This is a genomic window from Rhodococcus mengyinensis (assembly GCF_048381435.1).
GTDB lineage: Bacteria > Actinomycetota > Actinomycetes > Mycobacteriales > Mycobacteriaceae > Rhodococcus_F > Rhodococcus_F opacus_D.
On sequence record NZ_JBLWIT010000148.1, the window covers coordinates 108,597 to 124,105 of the forward strand.

Annotated in this window: 14 protein-coding genes; 10 read left to right on the forward strand and 4 right to left on the reverse strand. The window is 65.3% G+C overall.

Going from position 1 to position 15,509, the window contains the following annotated elements:
• The first annotated feature begins 55 nt into the window (after nt 1-55).
• Together ACNJ7E_RS38695 and ACNJ7E_RS38700 are read left to right on the forward strand one after the other, a co-directional pair.
• On the forward strand, nt 56-1,723 hold the full coding sequence (locus tag ACNJ7E_RS38695) for an AMP-binding protein (RefSeq protein ID WP_418342306.1): 1,668 nt from the start codon (nt 56-58) through the stop codon (nt 1,721-1,723).
• A 193-nt stretch (nt 1,724-1,916) separates the two neighbouring features.
• Nucleotides 1,917-2,237 carry a 2Fe-2S iron-sulfur cluster-binding protein gene (locus ACNJ7E_RS38700; RefSeq protein WP_037231323.1) on the forward strand — a complete coding sequence of 107 codons (321 nt, stop codon included), beginning with the start codon at nt 1,917-1,919 and terminating at the stop codon, nt 2,235-2,237.
• A 1-nt stretch (nt 2,238) separates the two neighbouring features.
• On the opposite strand, the gene ACNJ7E_RS38705 is transcribed toward ACNJ7E_RS38700, so the two are convergent.
• Together ACNJ7E_RS38705 and ACNJ7E_RS38710 are read right to left on the reverse strand one after the other, a co-directional pair.
• A complete protein-coding gene (locus tag ACNJ7E_RS38705; protein WP_418342394.1) occupies nt 2,239-3,258 on the reverse strand; it encodes a LuxR C-terminal-related transcriptional regulator in 1,020 nt (339 codons plus the stop codon).
• A 178-nt stretch (nt 3,259-3,436) separates the two neighbouring features.
• Entirely contained in the window at nt 3,437-4,576 is a 1,140-nt protein-coding gene (locus ACNJ7E_RS38710; protein ID WP_037231319.1) for a LuxR C-terminal-related transcriptional regulator, read from the reverse strand.
• A gap of 268 nt (nt 4,577-4,844) precedes the next feature.
• Between ACNJ7E_RS38710 and ACNJ7E_RS38715 the strand changes: the two genes are divergently transcribed.
• From ACNJ7E_RS38715 to ACNJ7E_RS38730, 4 genes are all read left to right on the forward strand, one after another.
• Entirely contained in the window at nt 4,845-5,825 is a 981-nt protein-coding gene (locus ACNJ7E_RS38715) for a quinone oxidoreductase family protein (RefSeq protein WP_418342307.1), read from the forward strand.
• 55 nt (nt 5,826-5,880) lie between these two features.
• Nucleotides 5,881-6,411 carry a MarR family winged helix-turn-helix transcriptional regulator gene (locus ACNJ7E_RS38720; RefSeq protein ID WP_009475490.1) on the forward strand — a complete coding sequence of 177 codons (531 nt, stop codon included), beginning with the start codon at nt 5,881-5,883 and terminating at the stop codon, nt 6,409-6,411.
• Between the two features lie 218 nt (nt 6,412-6,629).
• Nucleotides 6,630-7,784: an acyl-CoA dehydrogenase family protein gene (locus tag ACNJ7E_RS38725; RefSeq protein WP_418342308.1), complete on the forward strand. Its 1,155-nt coding sequence runs from the start codon at nt 6,630-6,632 to the stop codon at nt 7,782-7,784.
• A 28-nt stretch (nt 7,785-7,812) separates the two neighbouring features.
• Nucleotides 7,813-8,610, forward strand: coding sequence for an SDR family NAD(P)-dependent oxidoreductase (locus ACNJ7E_RS38730; protein ID WP_037231309.1), 798 nt, complete (start codon nt 7,813-7,815; stop codon nt 8,608-8,610).
• A 73-nt stretch (nt 8,611-8,683) separates the two neighbouring features.
• Here the strand turns inward: ACNJ7E_RS38730 and ACNJ7E_RS38735 are convergent, their stop codons facing one another.
• Nucleotides 8,684-9,745 carry a DODA-type extradiol aromatic ring-opening family dioxygenase gene (locus ACNJ7E_RS38735; protein WP_368680133.1) on the reverse strand — a complete coding sequence of 354 codons (1,062 nt, stop codon included), beginning with the start codon at nt 9,743-9,745 and terminating at the stop codon, nt 8,684-8,686.
• A 119-nt stretch (nt 9,746-9,864) separates the two neighbouring features.
• A complete protein-coding gene (locus ACNJ7E_RS38740) occupies nt 9,865-10,671 on the reverse strand; it encodes an IclR family transcriptional regulator (RefSeq protein WP_235214660.1) in 807 nt (268 codons plus the stop codon).
• A gap of 220 nt (nt 10,672-10,891) precedes the next feature.
• On the opposite strand from ACNJ7E_RS38740, the gene ACNJ7E_RS38745 reads away from it, so the two are divergent.
• The 4 genes from ACNJ7E_RS38745 to ACNJ7E_RS38760 all read left to right on the forward strand — a co-directional run bounded on the left by ACNJ7E_RS38745 (nt 10,892) and on the right by ACNJ7E_RS38760 (nt 15,505).
• On the forward strand, nt 10,892-11,932 hold the full coding sequence (locus ACNJ7E_RS38745; RefSeq protein ID WP_418342395.1) for an amidohydrolase family protein: 1,041 nt from the start codon (nt 10,892-10,894) through the stop codon (nt 11,930-11,932).
• Nucleotides 11,919-12,902: an alpha/beta fold hydrolase gene (locus ACNJ7E_RS38750; protein WP_418342309.1), complete on the forward strand. Its 984-nt coding sequence runs from the start codon at nt 11,919-11,921 to the stop codon at nt 12,900-12,902. Before ACNJ7E_RS38745 ends, ACNJ7E_RS38750 begins: the two co-directional genes overlap by 14 nt.
• A gap of 89 nt (nt 12,903-12,991) precedes the next feature.
• Nucleotides 12,992-14,236 (forward strand): MFS transporter, encoded by a 1,245-nt coding sequence (locus ACNJ7E_RS38755; protein ID WP_418342310.1) that lies wholly within the window; start codon nt 12,992-12,994, stop codon nt 14,234-14,236.
• Nucleotides 14,237-14,308: 72 nt separating this feature from the next.
• Nucleotides 14,309-15,505, forward strand: coding sequence for an NAD(P)/FAD-dependent oxidoreductase (locus ACNJ7E_RS38760; RefSeq protein ID WP_418342311.1), 1,197 nt, complete (start codon nt 14,309-14,311; stop codon nt 15,503-15,505).
• The last annotated feature ends 4 nt before the right edge of the window (nt 15,506-15,509 follow it).

A 15,509-nucleotide genomic window follows, 5' to 3' on the forward strand; every position in this document is an offset into this window, starting at 1 on the left:
ATCACTCCGGCCTGTCTCCTGTCGAGGAGAGGCACCTGAAAGCAAGGATCCGCGCATGGATGTCATGGAACACGCGGGAGCCATTCTCCCCGAGGACCGCTACAGTGCGAGCACCCTCGAGGCGTTCCGATCGAACGGCTATTGGCGCGACGAGAGCCTGGCCGAGCACGTGGATCGCTGGGCGACTATCGATCCGGACTTCGTGGCTGTCACCGACGGCTACGGGTCACTCACCCGAGGCGAGCTGCGGGCGCAGGCGTACCGCCTCGCGGCGGCACTGAAGAAGCTCGGCGTCGACAGCGGCGACCGCGTCCAGGTCCAGTTGCCGAACTGGAACGAATTCGTCGTCATCTACGTGGCGCTCGCCAGGATCGGCGCGGTACTCGTTCCGACGATGCCGGTGTACCGGCACGACGAGGTCCGGTACGTACTCGAGCACTCCGGCGCCAAGATCTCCTTCGTCACAGAGGAATTCCGCAAATTCCGGTACACCGACATGCTGGCCGAGGTCCGCCCGGAAGTGCCCGGACTCGAGCATGTCGTCGTCGTGCGCGGAACAGCGCGGGCAGGCGAGATCGCGTTCGAGTCACTCACCGTCGGCGACCGCGTCCCCGGTGACGACGAACTCGGGCCGCCGCCGTCCGCCGATGCGGCCCACGCCATCATCTACACCTCGGGAACCGAGTCGCGGCCGAAGGGCTGCCAGCACACTTTCAACACGCTCTCGTTCACCGTCCACGGATTGGGTGGAGACGTGATGGGCCTGAACCCCGCTGACGTGATGTTCATGCCCTCCCCCGTCACGCATGCGACCGGACTTGCCGTGGGTGTTGCGGCACCGCTGATCCTCGGTAGCGGGATCCACCTCCTCGATGTGTGGGAGCCCAACGAGGGCCTCCGGCGTATCGCGGAGTTCAAGACGACGATCAGCATGGCGGCGACACCGTTCCTTCAAATGGCTCTCGGAGCCATCGAGGCGGGTGCCGATCACGATGTCAGTTCTATGCGCATGTGGGTCAGTGCCGGCGCTCCGATTCCGGAAACGCTGCTGCGGGCATGGAAAAAGGCACTTCCCGAATGCCTCCTCCTCCCCGTGTACGGCAGCAGTGAGGGACTTCTGGTGACCGCTGTACGCGCGGACGACCCCATCGAGAAGGTGCTTTCCTCCGACGGACGGGCCTTCGACGGGGTCGATCTCGAGATCCGCGACGAGGAGGGTGCCGTCGTACCCGCCGGCGAGGAAGGCCAGATGTTCTATGGGGGTCCGGGGGTCTTCCTCGGCTACTGGCGCGACTCCGAACGGACGGCGGCATCGGTCGACAGTCGAGGCTTCCTCGCCTCGGGTGATCTGGGGCGCGTCGACGCAGAGGGCTATCTGCGGGTCACGGGGCGGATCAAGGACCTGATCATCCGCGGCGGTATGAATATCTCCGCGCGTGAGGTGGAAGAACACCTGCTGGCACATCCGCGCATCACGGGCGCGGCCGCGGTGTCCATGCCGGATCCCCGCCTCGGAGAAAAGGTGTGCGCCTTCATCGAGGTGAACGGTCCGGCGCCGACCTTGGACGAGCTGGCCGATTTCCTCCGAAACGAGCGGAAGGCCATGATGCAGAAGATTCCAGAGAAGGTGGTCGTCGTCGATCAGCTTCCCACCACCGCCACCGGAAAGATTCAGAAGTTCTTGCTTCGCAAGCAGGCGGCCGAACTGACCGGCAACGCGTAACACCTTCCGGCACTGCCGGATACCACGAGCAGGGGCTGTCGCAACGAGGTTGCGCCAGCCCCGTTTCGTTACCCCGATTCCCGACGAAGCAATCTCACCCCAAGGGCGTAGGAAGATCTCTCGTCGAGGTGACGTGTCATCGGGCGGCGCAGGAGAGACTTGGATCACACGAGAGACCTCGAAAGGAATCGAAATGAGCAAGATCACCTACGTGCTGCCCGACGGAAGTGAGTCGACGATCGACGTCCCGACCGGCCAGAGCATCATGGACGGCTCGGTCCGCAACAACCTTCCGGGGATCATCGCCGAATGCGGGGGAAGTTGCTCGTGTGCAACGTGTCACGTCATTCTCGACGAAGACTCCACGGGCCTGTTCGACGAGGCCACCGACGAGGAGCGTGATCTGCTCGAATACCTCGAAGGGGTGCAGTCACATTCACGCCTGTCGTGCCAGTTGATCGTCAACGGGCAGTGTGACGGTGTCCGAGTCGTCGTACCGGACACCAACGGCTGACTCAGGTGGTGCGGCGGGACGAGGCGTCGGAGTCGGTCATCTCGAGGTACCGGTAGATCGCCTCCGACCGGTTCATCGCCCCCAGCTTCCGCAGGATCTTCTTGACATGCGATTTCACGGTGAACACGCTGATCACGAGTTCATCCGCAATTTCCGTGTTGGATTTTCCCGCCGCCAAGAGCTGGAAGACTTCGCGCTCGCGCCTGGTGAGTTCCTCGAGGCCCGGTGCGCGACGATCAGAAGGCAGTGGCACCGGCGACCACGCCGCCGCACCGGCGCCACTCGGCTTTCCGAAAGCGACTTCGGCGTTCGACAGTCCCTCCGCCTCACGACTTTCCTCTTGCAGGCGTTCGAGGATCAACCGTTTCTGCTCGCTGAGCCGTTCGGAGACGAGGGCCCGTTCGAAGAGCGTCCCGAAGCTACCCGCGAAAGCATCGAGAAGGTCTCGCTCGGCGACGCTCGGCTTTCGCTCGTCGGCGCGACACGCGTGAATCAGGCCGATTACCCCCGTGGAGACCGCAATCGGGGCCAGGACGTACCCGCCGGCACCAAATAACGGGACACCTGGGACGGCCGTGGAGTTCCCCGTCGAAAGCTGCGGATTCGGCAGTACGAGGACTGCAGCGCGTTTCTGGACTGCCTCTTCCTCCGGCGACCCCGGCGCTATCGCTGTCGACGCCAGTGCAGTCACGTCCGGCGCAGAGCCCTTCTCGAACTGCGTCTCCACGATGGTCCACGCGTTATCGTGAACCTCGGACAGCAACACCCGGCCGAGGCCGGTCATCGCGGCGGCCTCGGAGCACACACTCTTGGACAACCCGGCCACCGTTTCGGCACCGCGAAGACGTCGAACGGCGCCTGCGAAGTCGGCGGCACCGACAACACCAGACGAGGACGGCGTTGCGTGCAGACGGAGGCGGACCTCTCGGATCTCGACGAGGAGCCGCCCGAAGGACACCTTCTTGTCCGCTGGGATCGACGACAGTCCACGGAGTCCTGCTTCGGTCGCCTCGTCCAGCATGGCGAGCACGAGGCCCGGTGACGCCTTCCGCGTCTCAGTCGGGGACTCTGGCCCGAAACCGAATTCCTTACGCAAGCGGCCGAGAAGCGATGTGGCCGTCTTCAGACCTTCGGCCTCGGCTCGCGACCGTGCCGAGTTCTGTGCCGGTGATTGGCCATTGTTCACGATGGCGTGCCCGTCATCGTCGGTTCTGGTGGGAATAGAGCACCGCCGCCGCGGCCCGCGTAGGCACCCGCAGCTTCTTGAGGATGTGCTTGACGTGTGACTTCACAGTTCCCTCGGAAATCACGAGTGTCTGCGCAATCTGATTGTTGGTGGCTCCGGTCGCGATATGGGAGAGGATCTCGCGCTCGCGGAACGTCAAGACCGCGTTCACCTCCACCGCGCTGGTCTCGTCGACGATGCGTCGAGGGACGGAGGACCGCACGTCCGGCGGGGGACGCAGGCCCAGTTCCGTCTTCTGCATGCGTTCGAGCATCGAATCGGTGGCGTCGAAGGAGGCTGCGAGTCGCGTCCGCTGCGCGCAGATTCGTTCCCGCAGTACCGCTTGCTCGTACACGAGAGCGAAGAACGTTGCGAACGCGTCCAATCGGTCGCGGTCGTCCGGGTCGAGCGAGTCCCGCACGCCAGGACGATCAGCATGTACGAGGCCTATCACTCTGCCCTTGGAAACTATGGGCGCGGCAACATAGCTGGAGCAGCGTGACACAGCCACGATCTCTTTGAACGTCCGGTCGTCGTCTGCCGGCGCTGGAACGAGGGCGGGCACTCGCCTGCGGACGAGTTCCGTCTCCAGCCGCGCCTCCGACAACGAAAATTCCGCGGAATCAACGAAGTACGAGAAATCCATCGGTGACCCGTCGAATTCGGGCTGCACGTGGAGTCTCTGCGGTCGCCACAGCGATCCACTGATCGCCGAGATCATGGCGCGCGCGAACGGGAGCGCAGAACAGATCGCCAATGGTGCCGCCTGAACGATGTCATCGGATGCGAGATCCCGTAGCCCGGCCGCGGCGTCGTGGACGGCACGCAACTCGGCGGCACGGCTGATGGCCGCGCTCTCGGCGCACCGCTCCTGGTGTTCTTCGATCCGGACCAGGAGGAAGCACGCCTCCTCGATGTCAGCCTCGGGCAGGCGTCCTTCGGTCAGCGCGTCCCCGAGTTGGTGTCGGGCAGCGGCGAGTGCGACATAGGCATCATTGAAGCTGCAAGCACGGAAACCCGGCCCGAGGATCTTCGCTGCCAGTTCTACATACTCGTGCGCGTGCTGAACGAGGCCCTCGTCCCGCACTGCGACCGACTGCGCTGTCCGACTCATCACGCTCCGTAGTTCAGTTGCCTCACGACGCGGATTGCGTCGCAAGGCAGACGTTCCTCATCCGACAACCCAGTATATGTGACTGCCATCACTAAACACGATTCGCGCACTGAGGGCAAGACGTGCCGCACACAGAATGGAGTGACCAATAGCGTTGGGAGGGTGCGCGTTCCAGAGTTGGCACCAGACACCGTGCGCCTGCCCGGCCGAGCAGCGCTCTTTGCTGCAACAATGTTACCATTAAAAAGGTACGACCGAAAGGAATTCTGTGGACGCCGTGGTTTTACGAGAGTTCGGGGAGCCGGACGTCTTGAGGTTGGAATCGATTCCCGATCCGGTTGCGAGCCCGGGCTGGGTCACTGTCCGACTGAAGGCCGCCGCGCTCAATTGGCACGACGTTCTCGTTCGCCAGGGCAAGTACTCGTCCCCACTGCCCCATGTCCTCGGCGCCGACGGCGCGGGTATCCGCACGGACACGGGCGAGGAGGTCCTCGTCCTCCCGTCGCTGTGGTGGGGCGACCGCGAGGCGGCCCCCGGTGCGCAGTGGGAGATCCTCGGCGACCACCAGCGCGGCACTTACGCCGAGCTGGTCCGCGTCCCGGAAAACTGCGTCGCCCCGAAGCCTCGTGGCCTCAATTGGGAACAGTCGGCTGCCCTGCCCCTGGTCGGACTCACGACCTACCGCGCCCTCTTCACCCGCGGACGCCTCCGCGCCGGTGAGAATCTCCTCGTCCTGGGCGCCGGCGGTGGCGTCGCGACGATGGCAGTAATGCTCACTTCCGCGATCGGCGCCAACGTCACCGTCACGTCCTCTTCTGCCTCCAAGATCACGCAGGCCCAGGAGCTCGGCGCCGCCAACGGCGTCCTTTACACCGACCCCGAGTGGCCGGACGCCGCGCGAGCGCTGTCCCCGGAGGGGCAGGGGTTCGATCTCGTCCTCGACTCCGTCGGGACGTGGGAGCAGTCCATCGCAGCGCTGCGACCGGGTGGCCGGCTGGTCGTGCTGGGGGCGTCGCGCAGCGATCTCGCCAGCCTCGACGTCCGGCCGTTCTACTTCGGCCAGTACGAACTGATCGGAACCACGATGGGCAGCCCACAGGATTTCGCCGGACTTCTGACGCTGCTCGACGCGAAGGACGTTCCTCCGGTCCCCATCAGTGCCGTGTTCCCGCTCGCGGAGGCGGCGGCCGCGCACAAGCATCTCGAGCAGGGAAGCGGATTCGGCAAGGTCGTTCTGTCCCACGGCTGAGAGCGGTGTCTATCATCGACCGCAACGTGGTTCGGTGACGAGGAGAGGACGCTCAGTGGCGAGTGAACCGCCGGCGCCCGCCGACGACGATCGCGGTGATGTGGTCGACTGGATGCGCACCGAATGGGCGGAGTCGCGGGATTCGGCCGAGCTGGAGTTCGCCACGACGATGGCGTTGCTGCGCACCCATCAATGGGTCGTCCGCGCCATGGACCGGGAGCTTCGCTCACTTCGCTTGTCGCGCAACGCATACCTCATTCTCACTTCGCTACAACTGTCCGACGAACACACTCGGACGCTCGGCAAGTTGAGCAAATACCTCATGGTCCACCCCACCACGGTCTCGATGGCGGTCGATCAACTCGTGAAGGCCGGCCTCGTCGAACGCCGCGCGCACACCACGGACCGCCGAACCGTTCTCGCCACGCTGACCCCGGCAGGCATGACCGTGGTCGAGGAAGCGAATGATCTTCTCGCCGGGGTTCGTTTCGGCCTGGCGTCGGTCGATACCGAGACGCTGGAAGCGGTGATCGGACAGCTTCAACAGGTCCGTCGCGCCGTCGGCGACGTCGAGACCGGGAACTGAGCCCAGCCCCTCTTCCCTGCTGACCGGTCGAGTCCGACCACCGTTCCGCGACGAAGTGCAACTACCTGGTGGACACCCCTTGCCCCAGATGCTTTGTCGACCTACTATTCAAACCTAGAATACTTCTTCAGGGCACGGAACGGACCGTCCGGCTACTCACTGCGCGCCGCGCTTCGTCTTCCCCGTCCCGAGCCAAGCAACGCACAGGAGCGCCTCCGATGGTTTCATTTGCATTCACCGACGAACAGGAAGAGTTCCGGAAGACGCTGGCAGCGTTCAGTGATCGTGTCCTCCTCCCGGGTTACCGCGACCGCGCGGCGTCGACCGAATTCCCCTTCGACATCATGAAGAAAATCGGCGACCTCGGTCTGCTGGGCATCGGCCTGCCCGAGCAGTACGGCGGAACCGGCACCGAGGATCCCGTTCTGCTCGGACTCGCCACCGAAACCCTGGCCTACGGCGACGTGAACATGGCGTCGGCCCCCGTCCAGATCGGCCTCGTCGCCTCCCAACTGGCGCTGTGCCGGGACGAGATTCAGGAGCGTTATCTTCCTCCCCTCATCCGCGGTGAGCAGACCATCGCCATCGCCCTGACCGAACCCGGGTCGGGGTCCGACGCAGGTGCACTGACCACCACCGCAACGGCGGTCGACGGCGGGTGGCGCCTGAGCGGTGAGAAGACAGCGATCTCCTGGGCGATGAATGCCACCGCGGCCCTCGTCTATGCGCGCGAGCCCGGATCGAGTCGCGCTCGGGGCGTCAGTTGCTTCGTCGTGCCACTCGACGCGGAAGGCGTCACCGTCAGCCACATGCCCGGCATGGGCTGTCTGCCGCTGGGCTGGGGAAGCATTCATCTGTCGGATGTCTTGATTCCCGAATCCCACCTCGTCGGTGAACTCGGCAGGGGCTTCCACTCGGTCATGGACCACTTCGACTTCAGCCGTGCCGCCCTCGGTCTGATGTGCCTCGGGGCGGCAAAGCAAAGCCTGGAGGAAGCCGCCGCATACGCCAAGCAGCGGGAGACGTTCGGGCAGCCACTCTCCGAACACCAGGGTCTGGCATTCCAATTCTCCGAACACGCAACATATCTGGAGGGTGCGCGCTGGATCTGCTACCGTGCGCTGTGGCTCCGGGAAACGGCCCAGCCGCACACTGCGCTGGCGTCGATGAGCAAGTGGTGGCCGCCCGTCGTGGCCAAGAACGCGATCGAGTTCGCGATGCGAGTCCACGGCAACCTCGGCTACTCCACGGAATCTCCCCTGCAGCAACGCTACCGCGACGTCACCGCCTACCTCGTCGCGGACGGCACTGCAGAGATCCAGAAGCGGATCATCGCGAAGGACATTTTCGCGCGCGGCACAGTATCCCTCTGACAACATCACCCCCGAACGGAGTACACGAATGGGTACGCACGAAATCTCGCCCCCGAAGGAACTGAAGGACAGCAGTGGACTGATCGTGGGCGGCACGGCCGGCATCGGCCTCGCGACGGCTGTGGGACTGGCGCAGGCCGGGGCACCGCGCATCCTGATCGTCGGACGTGGAGCGGAACGCGGAGAGGCTGCTCGGGAGCACATCTCATCCGTCAACTCGGCATGCGACGTGATCTTCCTGTCCGCTGACGCGTCAACCGTCGACGGCGCCGCTCACATCGCGTCCGAGGCCGAGCGGATCCTCGACGGCGTGGACATTCTCGTCTCCACGACGGCCGCCGACGTTCGGCCGGAACTCTTCGCGAACATTCCCACCGACGACATCGCAAGGACATTCAACCAACTGGCGTTGCCATCCATGTATCTCGCGAGCGAGATCGTCCCTCACATGACGGCGAGGAGGGGTGGCGTGATCATCAACGTCGCCTCGGATGCGGGCAAGACCGCGACGCCGGGCGAATCGGTGATCGGGGCGGCGAAGGCGGCGATCATCATGTTCACTCGCACCCTCGCCATCGAAGCCAAGCGAAGCGGGATTCGCGCCAACGTCCTGACGCCCTCACTCGTCAACGGGACCGCGTCGACCGAACGGATCACCTCCGACGGATTCAGCGCAAAGCTGTTCGCCAAGGCCGCTCAGCAGGCGCATCTCGGCGTTCCCGAATCCGACGACATTGCCGCACTGGCCGTCTTCCTCGCATCGCCGGCGGCGCGCCGCCTGACCGGACAGGCGATCAGCGTGAACGGGGGAATTTCGGCGGCGTGACCCTCCACTCCCTGCACGGAACATGACAGTGGCCGGTGGTTCTCGAACCACCGGCCATGACCGTCGCACCCGGCTATGCGTAGACCGCAAATGCCTTGTTGGAGTTGAAGACGTCGGTCACCACGAGGTCCGACCATTCCCGGCGTAGACGGAGTTCCTCGACCGCACCGAGCATGCAGAACCAGTTCAGGATCTCGTGCTGGCCGGCGTCGACGACTTCTGCGCTGGCGTAGTTGCGCATCAGCGCGAAGTCGTCTTCGAGCAGGGCCTTGTAGATGCGCATGTCGGCCTCGGTGTCAGGACGCATGTGCCACAGTTTGTCCGCGAGGAAGGCGTGGGACCAACTGGAGGAGGCGACGAATGCCACCCTGAGGTCGCGGTTGCGGAAGTGCTGCGCGACCGCGCGACCCACTTGGAAACACCGCGCCGGTGTCGGGCCCGCCGGGTCGAGCACCTCCGACTCGATATCGGCGAATCTGGCCAGTCCGCCCTTTCGTGCGATGGCGTGCTGCCCATAGCAATTGACGGTCATCGGGATGAAGGGGTACGCCATCTCCGCACCGGCGTTCTCGTAGTCGAGGAATAACTGCGTGTTGAGGATGGCGTGCGGAAAATGCGCGCCGGCGCGTTTCTTGTACGAGTACGCCATGTCGAATCCGCGCTCGATCAGGCCGTCCGTGAGTTGCCTGGCTCCGGACACGTCGCCGTGCATCACGATCTCGAAGTCGTCAGGCTTACCCCAGTAGTTCGGACTGCCCCTCTCGTTCATCACCTCGAACGCGGGCACCTCGAGGTCGCCGTAGGCGAGCACGCAGAACGGGGGCACCACCTCCTCGCGGAAGTTCTCGTACTGGTCATCGCCCCAGACCACGACGACGTCGGGAGCGAACTCGTCGACGGCTTCACGCACCCGAGTCAGATTCGACACCAGTTCCGCGCGATGTGCGGTTGCGGCGGCCGTTCCGCCGTCGTCCGACCATTCGCGGCGCATCCGGTCCGGCCAATGTGCCGGGTCCTTCTCATCCGCCGGGATATCCGGATCGGTGAGGGTCCATCGAAGCAGACCTGCCATGTGCTCGTCGGTTCCCGCCAACAGCGGGTAGTGCGTCATGCCGAGAGCGAGGAAGTCTCCCATTGGCCGTCCTTTCTGAGGTGGCGCCTCGGCACCGTCACACGCGCCGGGCGTATCGCTCCCCATCGTGTGACGTGCGCGTGCTCCACGCACAGCAAGTTCCAGTGCCCGGAACGCGGTGATCAGTCGTCGAACGGAAACAGATCTCCCCTACCCTGGGCGAGCATCTGGGTGGTGTCACTACAAATGCGGTGCGCAGTCAGCTTCACGGCGTTGATCACCGACTCCGAAACCTGCTTCGACGAGTCGAATTGAACGGCGACAGCACCCATCGGCCGGCCTTTGATCAGGACGGGCGCAGCGATGTTGCCCAGGCCGAGAACCACACCATCCTTCTGGACGGCAACTCCCGATACCCGCACCTGCTTCAGTTCTTCGCGAATCCGGGCCGGGTCCGTGATGGACTTCGGCGTGATTCCGACGAGGGGGCCGGACAGCAGTTCGGTGAGCTCGTCTTCACGCAGGTACGCCATCATCGCCCGGCCCATCGCGGACAGGTGCGCGGGGATCCGGGTGCCCACCTCCCCGATGGGCCGCGCGTGATCCACGGCGAAGAGCGCCTGCAGCACGACGACCTCGTTGCCCCGGAGCACCCCGAAGTGCACGGATTCCTTCGACCACGCCTGCAACTGCGCAAGATGCGGCAACGCCACCTCACGCATTCCGTCCACCGGCATAGAAGAAACCAACTGCAGCAGCCGAATGCCGAGCCTGTACCCCGCACCGTGTTCCTCGATCACATCCAGCTCACCCAAACGCTGCAGCAAACGGTGGACCGTCGACTTGGGCAGACCCGTCTTCCTGCTGATCTGAGTCAGTGTCAGCACCCGATCACGCTCGTTGAACGCTCCGATGACCAAGAACGCTTTCGCCAGGATGGAGGGAGGCGTACTCTCCGCGCCACCGACGTCTTGCTTGTCTTCTGCCATGTGCACCATCCGGGCCTCCGCACTCTCCGCTCCGCCGACCCACGGGGAAACCCACTGTAACGGCGGTCACAACGTGCCGGCATTCAGGGTACGGGTTTCACCGCCCGGTTCCAGCCCCCGGAACAGCGGCCGCCGCCGTCTCGGGTGACCACCTAACGTTCCCTCGAACAACAGGTTGCGCACGAAAGGAGACCTCGTGGTTCCACCCGGCACCATCGATGTGCATGCGCACTACTTCCCCCCGGGCGCTCCTCCTGCCGAGGTCATCGCAGGTTTTTCGCGAGCACCTCGATTGGTGGTCGACTCTCCGGCAGAGGGAAGGCTGGTTCGCGGGTCCGACAACTTCCGCGTCGTCCGGCGCCCACTCTGGGACGTACGGGCGCGTCTGGAGGACATGGATCGTGCCGGTATCGGGGTGCAGGCGATCTCTCCCGTTCCGGTCACACTGGCGTACGGTGCCCCGGCCGCACCGTTCGCCGCGTACTGCCGGTGGATCAACGAGTCCGTCGCCGGCGCGGTGGCAGAAAGTAACGGCAGACTCATCGGCATCGGAACCGTCCCCCTCGGGTCACCTCCCGGCTGCCTGGCCGAACTACGTTACCTTTCCGAGGTTTTGGGTCTTCGCGGCGTCGAGATCGGCACGCGAATCAATGGAATGGAGTTGGACGACCCGGCGCTGGCGTACTTCTTCGACGCCGCCGACAGCCTCAGGCTCGCGGTGCTCGTCCATCCCGTCGACGGCGGCGGCGGCGCGGTGCGCCGTTCCGGATTCACCTACGACTTCGGACTGGGGATGCCGTCGGACACCGCGTTGGCGGCCACCGCGCTCGTCTTCGGCGGGGTTCTGGACCGCCATCGAGGACTGCGCATCGCGATGGTCCACGGGTGCGGCACCTTCCCCTGGGCGTACCCGCGACTGCGCCTCGGCGCGCAGATTGCCGCCACCCACCTCCCCGAGGAGCTGGACCACCTCGTATCGCGGCTGTATGCAGACACCTTGGTGTTCGATGCGGCCCACCTGCCGGCATTGGTGCACCGCTTCGGCTCGAACAGGGTGCTGCTCGGTAGCGATCACCCGTTCATCCCGGGTGAACCCGAAGGTGGACTGGCGGACTTGGACTCTGCGGCACAGTACCTGCCGCCCGGAACGGTACCGAGAATCCTGCGCGACAACGCACTCGAATTCCTCGGACTGTCCTCGGGCGCGCTCGTCACCGATCACTTCTCACCGATAAAGGAAGATCACTATGGCACTCACTGATGAAAATCTCGTCGACGTTCCCGGGCTCGCCAGCCGGTGGGTCCGACTGGCGAACGGCGCTCGCGCGCATTACATGACTGCCGGCACGTCCGGCCCCGCCGTGATCCTGCTCCACGGCGGCCTACCCGGGTCGTCGGGTCTCGCGGGATGGCGCTTCATGGCTCCTTACCTCGGCGAGAACGGTTTTCGCGTCTACTGCCCCGACATGCCGGGCTTCGGCCTGTCGGACACGCGGGAGGAGTACTGGCCGGGCGGCATGGAGTCCTTCGTCGACTTCATCGACCAGTTCGCCACCGCGCTGTGCCTCGACGAGTTCCACCTCGCGGGCAATTCCATGGGTTGCATGAACACGGTCAACTACACCGTCGCACACCCGGACAAGGTCAAGAGCTTCATCCTGATCGCGGGAGACGTCGGCGACGTGGTCCCGGAACATTTGACACCGCCGGCGGGCGAGTTCCGTCTCACCGCCTACGACGGCACACGCGAGGGAATGCGCACGATGATGGAGGCGATCATCCACCGCGGCGAGGCGATCAGTGAGGATCTGATCGACATGCGTTACCTCTCGGCGAGGGACCGGATGGACGCGCACGCGAAGTTCTGGCCCACTCTGTTGCAGTACCGCCGGATCACCGACTGGACAGACGAGAATCGCGCCGCCCGTCTGGCCACCAAGGGGCGTCTGGACCGGTTGAGCACTCCGGGGCTCTACCTGTACGGCCGCCAGGACATCCTGACTCCGGTCGAGTGGGGATACGTCCAGGAAGACCACCTGCCCAATGTCCAGTTCTTCTACCCCGACGAGTGCGGCCACCAGGGTCAGACCGACCGGCCCGATCTGTTCAACCCGGTCTTCCTGGAGTTCTTCCGGGACGGCAAGGTCTCCGGAGATCTCGCCGATGCCGCCGGCGTCTCCGACCGTCGCCCCGAACTGCCGTTGATCGATCGCTCCCTGGTCCCTGCCTGACTTCTCCACCGACGGCCGGCTCCGAATCTCAGGATTCGGTGTCGGCCTTTCGGCCGTTTCACCCCCTCGCGAAACCTAGGACGTGTTCGATGTCTGTGCCGCACACTGCTTCGACCGGAAAGTCACCAACCCCCACGACGGAGGCGCGGGAACCCGGTCGTCGTGACCGGGACTGGCTTTCAGTGTGTGCCGCGATGTTCGTGGTGGCGTGGGGCGGTAATCAGTTCACGCCGTTGCTGACCATGTACCGGGCGGAGCGCGGGTACAGCGAACTCGCCGTAAACACGCTGCTGTTCGCGTATGTGATCGGCTTGATACCTTCGCTTCTGCTCGCCCATCGACTCGCCGAGCGGTGGGGCCCCCGCGGTCCCCTCGTTCTCGCCGTGCCCGCGAGCGCACTGGGTTCGATCCTGGTCGCGGCTGGGTCGCACAACCCCGTTCTGATGTTCGCCGGGCGAATGTCGACCGGCGTGGCACTGGGCATCGGGATGGTGGTCGGCGGGCTGGCGCTCGACTCGCTGACGAACACACCCGGCCGCGCTCCACGAGCGTCGGCGATGAGTCTGACCAGCGGATTCGCCGTGGGCGCCGGCGCCGCGGGCGCCCTCGCCCAGTGGGCACCCGCGCCGACCACTGCGCCTTATGCCCTGCACGTGATCCTCTGCGCTGCCGGTGCGGTGCTGGTCGTGCGATTCACACCGAAGACAGCACGCACACCGGCGGTACCGCCGGGCAGGGCGCCGGCGCGAACACCACTCCCCGGCGCATTTCATCTCCTGGTGATCCCCGCGGCTCCGTGGATCTTCGGCGCGCTGGGTATCGCCTACGCGGTCCTCCCGTCCATCGTCGCGCCCCAACTGAACGGCTTCGCCACTGCTTTCTCCGGACTGCTATGTCTCCTCAGTCTGGGTTTGGGCTTCCTCGCGCAGCGGCTGGTCGGGACCGCCGAACGGCGAACGGGTCCGGCGCGGACGACAGGAGTGGCACTCGTTGTAACCGGCACGCTCGCGGCCGCCGGCGCCGCCGCAACCGAGGCGCTCTGGCTGGCCGTGGTCGCCGCATCAGTGCTGGGGATCGGCTACGGGTTGACGTTGGTCGGTTGCCTGCGCGACTGTGAGCGATTGGCTCCGCCCGGCAGGTTGGGGACCATGACCGGGCGGGTCTACTGCCTCGGCTACCTGGGGTTCGGATTACCGACCGCGATCGCTTGGCTGCACAGTTCGTTCGCGATCGGCACGGCGGCGACATTGTTGTGTGTGGCCGCGGCGGCTGTCGTAACCAACGCTGGAGGAGCGGCCGTACTGCGCATCGTGCGACGAGTGCATCCAGGCTGATCTGCACTCTGAGGTGTTCCAGCGGCCGGAACTACGCACCACGCGGGCGCGCGACGTCGCTACGTTTCGACTATGTCCTTCCTGATCGTCGGCGCCTCGGTTGCAGGCACCAGAACAGCAATCGCTCTGCGGCAGCGCGGTTTCGCCGGGCGCATCGTGCTCCTCGAGAGCGAGGAGCACTGGCCGTACGACAAGCCCCCGCTGTCCAAGGATCTTCTGGCCGAGGGAGATGTTCCGGACGTGCCGCGCCTCCTCACCCCCGACCTCGCAGCAGAGTTCGACCTCGACGTCCGGTTGGGCGTGCGCGCCACCCGCCTGGACCCGGCACGGCGGGTGGTGCTCACCCACACCGGCGAGCAGTTCTCCTACGTGCAATTGATGATCGCGACCGGCGCCCACGCGCGCACGCTGCCGATTCCCGACGCTCCGGCCGGGGTTCACACGCTGCGCACGCTCGACGACGCGACGGCCCTCCGAGAAGCACTCGCCGCCGGGCCACGCGTCGCCGTGGTGGGGGCCGGATTCATCGGCGCCGAATTCGCCTCCGCGGCGAGAGGCCGGGGACTCGACGTCACCCTGATCGAGGCACTCGACGTCCCGATGAGCCACATCTTCGGCGACGAGGTCGGTCATGAGATCTCCTCGATCCACACACTGGGCGGGGCAAAGCTCGTCACCGGAGCGCGGGTCGAGCGTTTCCTCGGCAGCGAGCGGGCCGAAGGGGTCGCCCTCGCCGACGGAACTGAAGTACCCGCCGACCTCGTCGTCGTCGGCGTCGGCGCAGTACCGAATACGCAGTGGCTCGGGGGAAGTGGGCTTCCCATCGACGGCGGGGTGCAGTGCACCGACCGCTTCGAGGTCGAAGGCTTCCCGTCGATCTTCGCCATAGGCGACCTCGCTCTGCGTCGGCATCCGCTGTTGGGTGTGACTGCTCGGATCGAGCACTGGACCAGTGCCGGCGAGCAGGCCGACGCCGTCGCCGCGATCGTCACCGGCGGCGAGCCTCCTGCACCGCAGCTTCCGTACGTGTGGTCCGACCAGTACGGCTCCCGGATCCAGATCGTCGGGATGCCGTCGCTCGGCGAACTCGCCCACCGTGAGGGGTCGATGTCGGAGGGCCGGTTCCGTGCCGTCTACACCGACGCCGACGACAGGCCGATCGCCCAGGTCAGCGTCAACGACGCCCGAGTCGTCGCGGCGTTTCGCAAGAACCACCGTCGCGGCGGGAGTCTCGGGGACCTCGTCGGCCAACAGACCCCCGCCCGATAAGGAA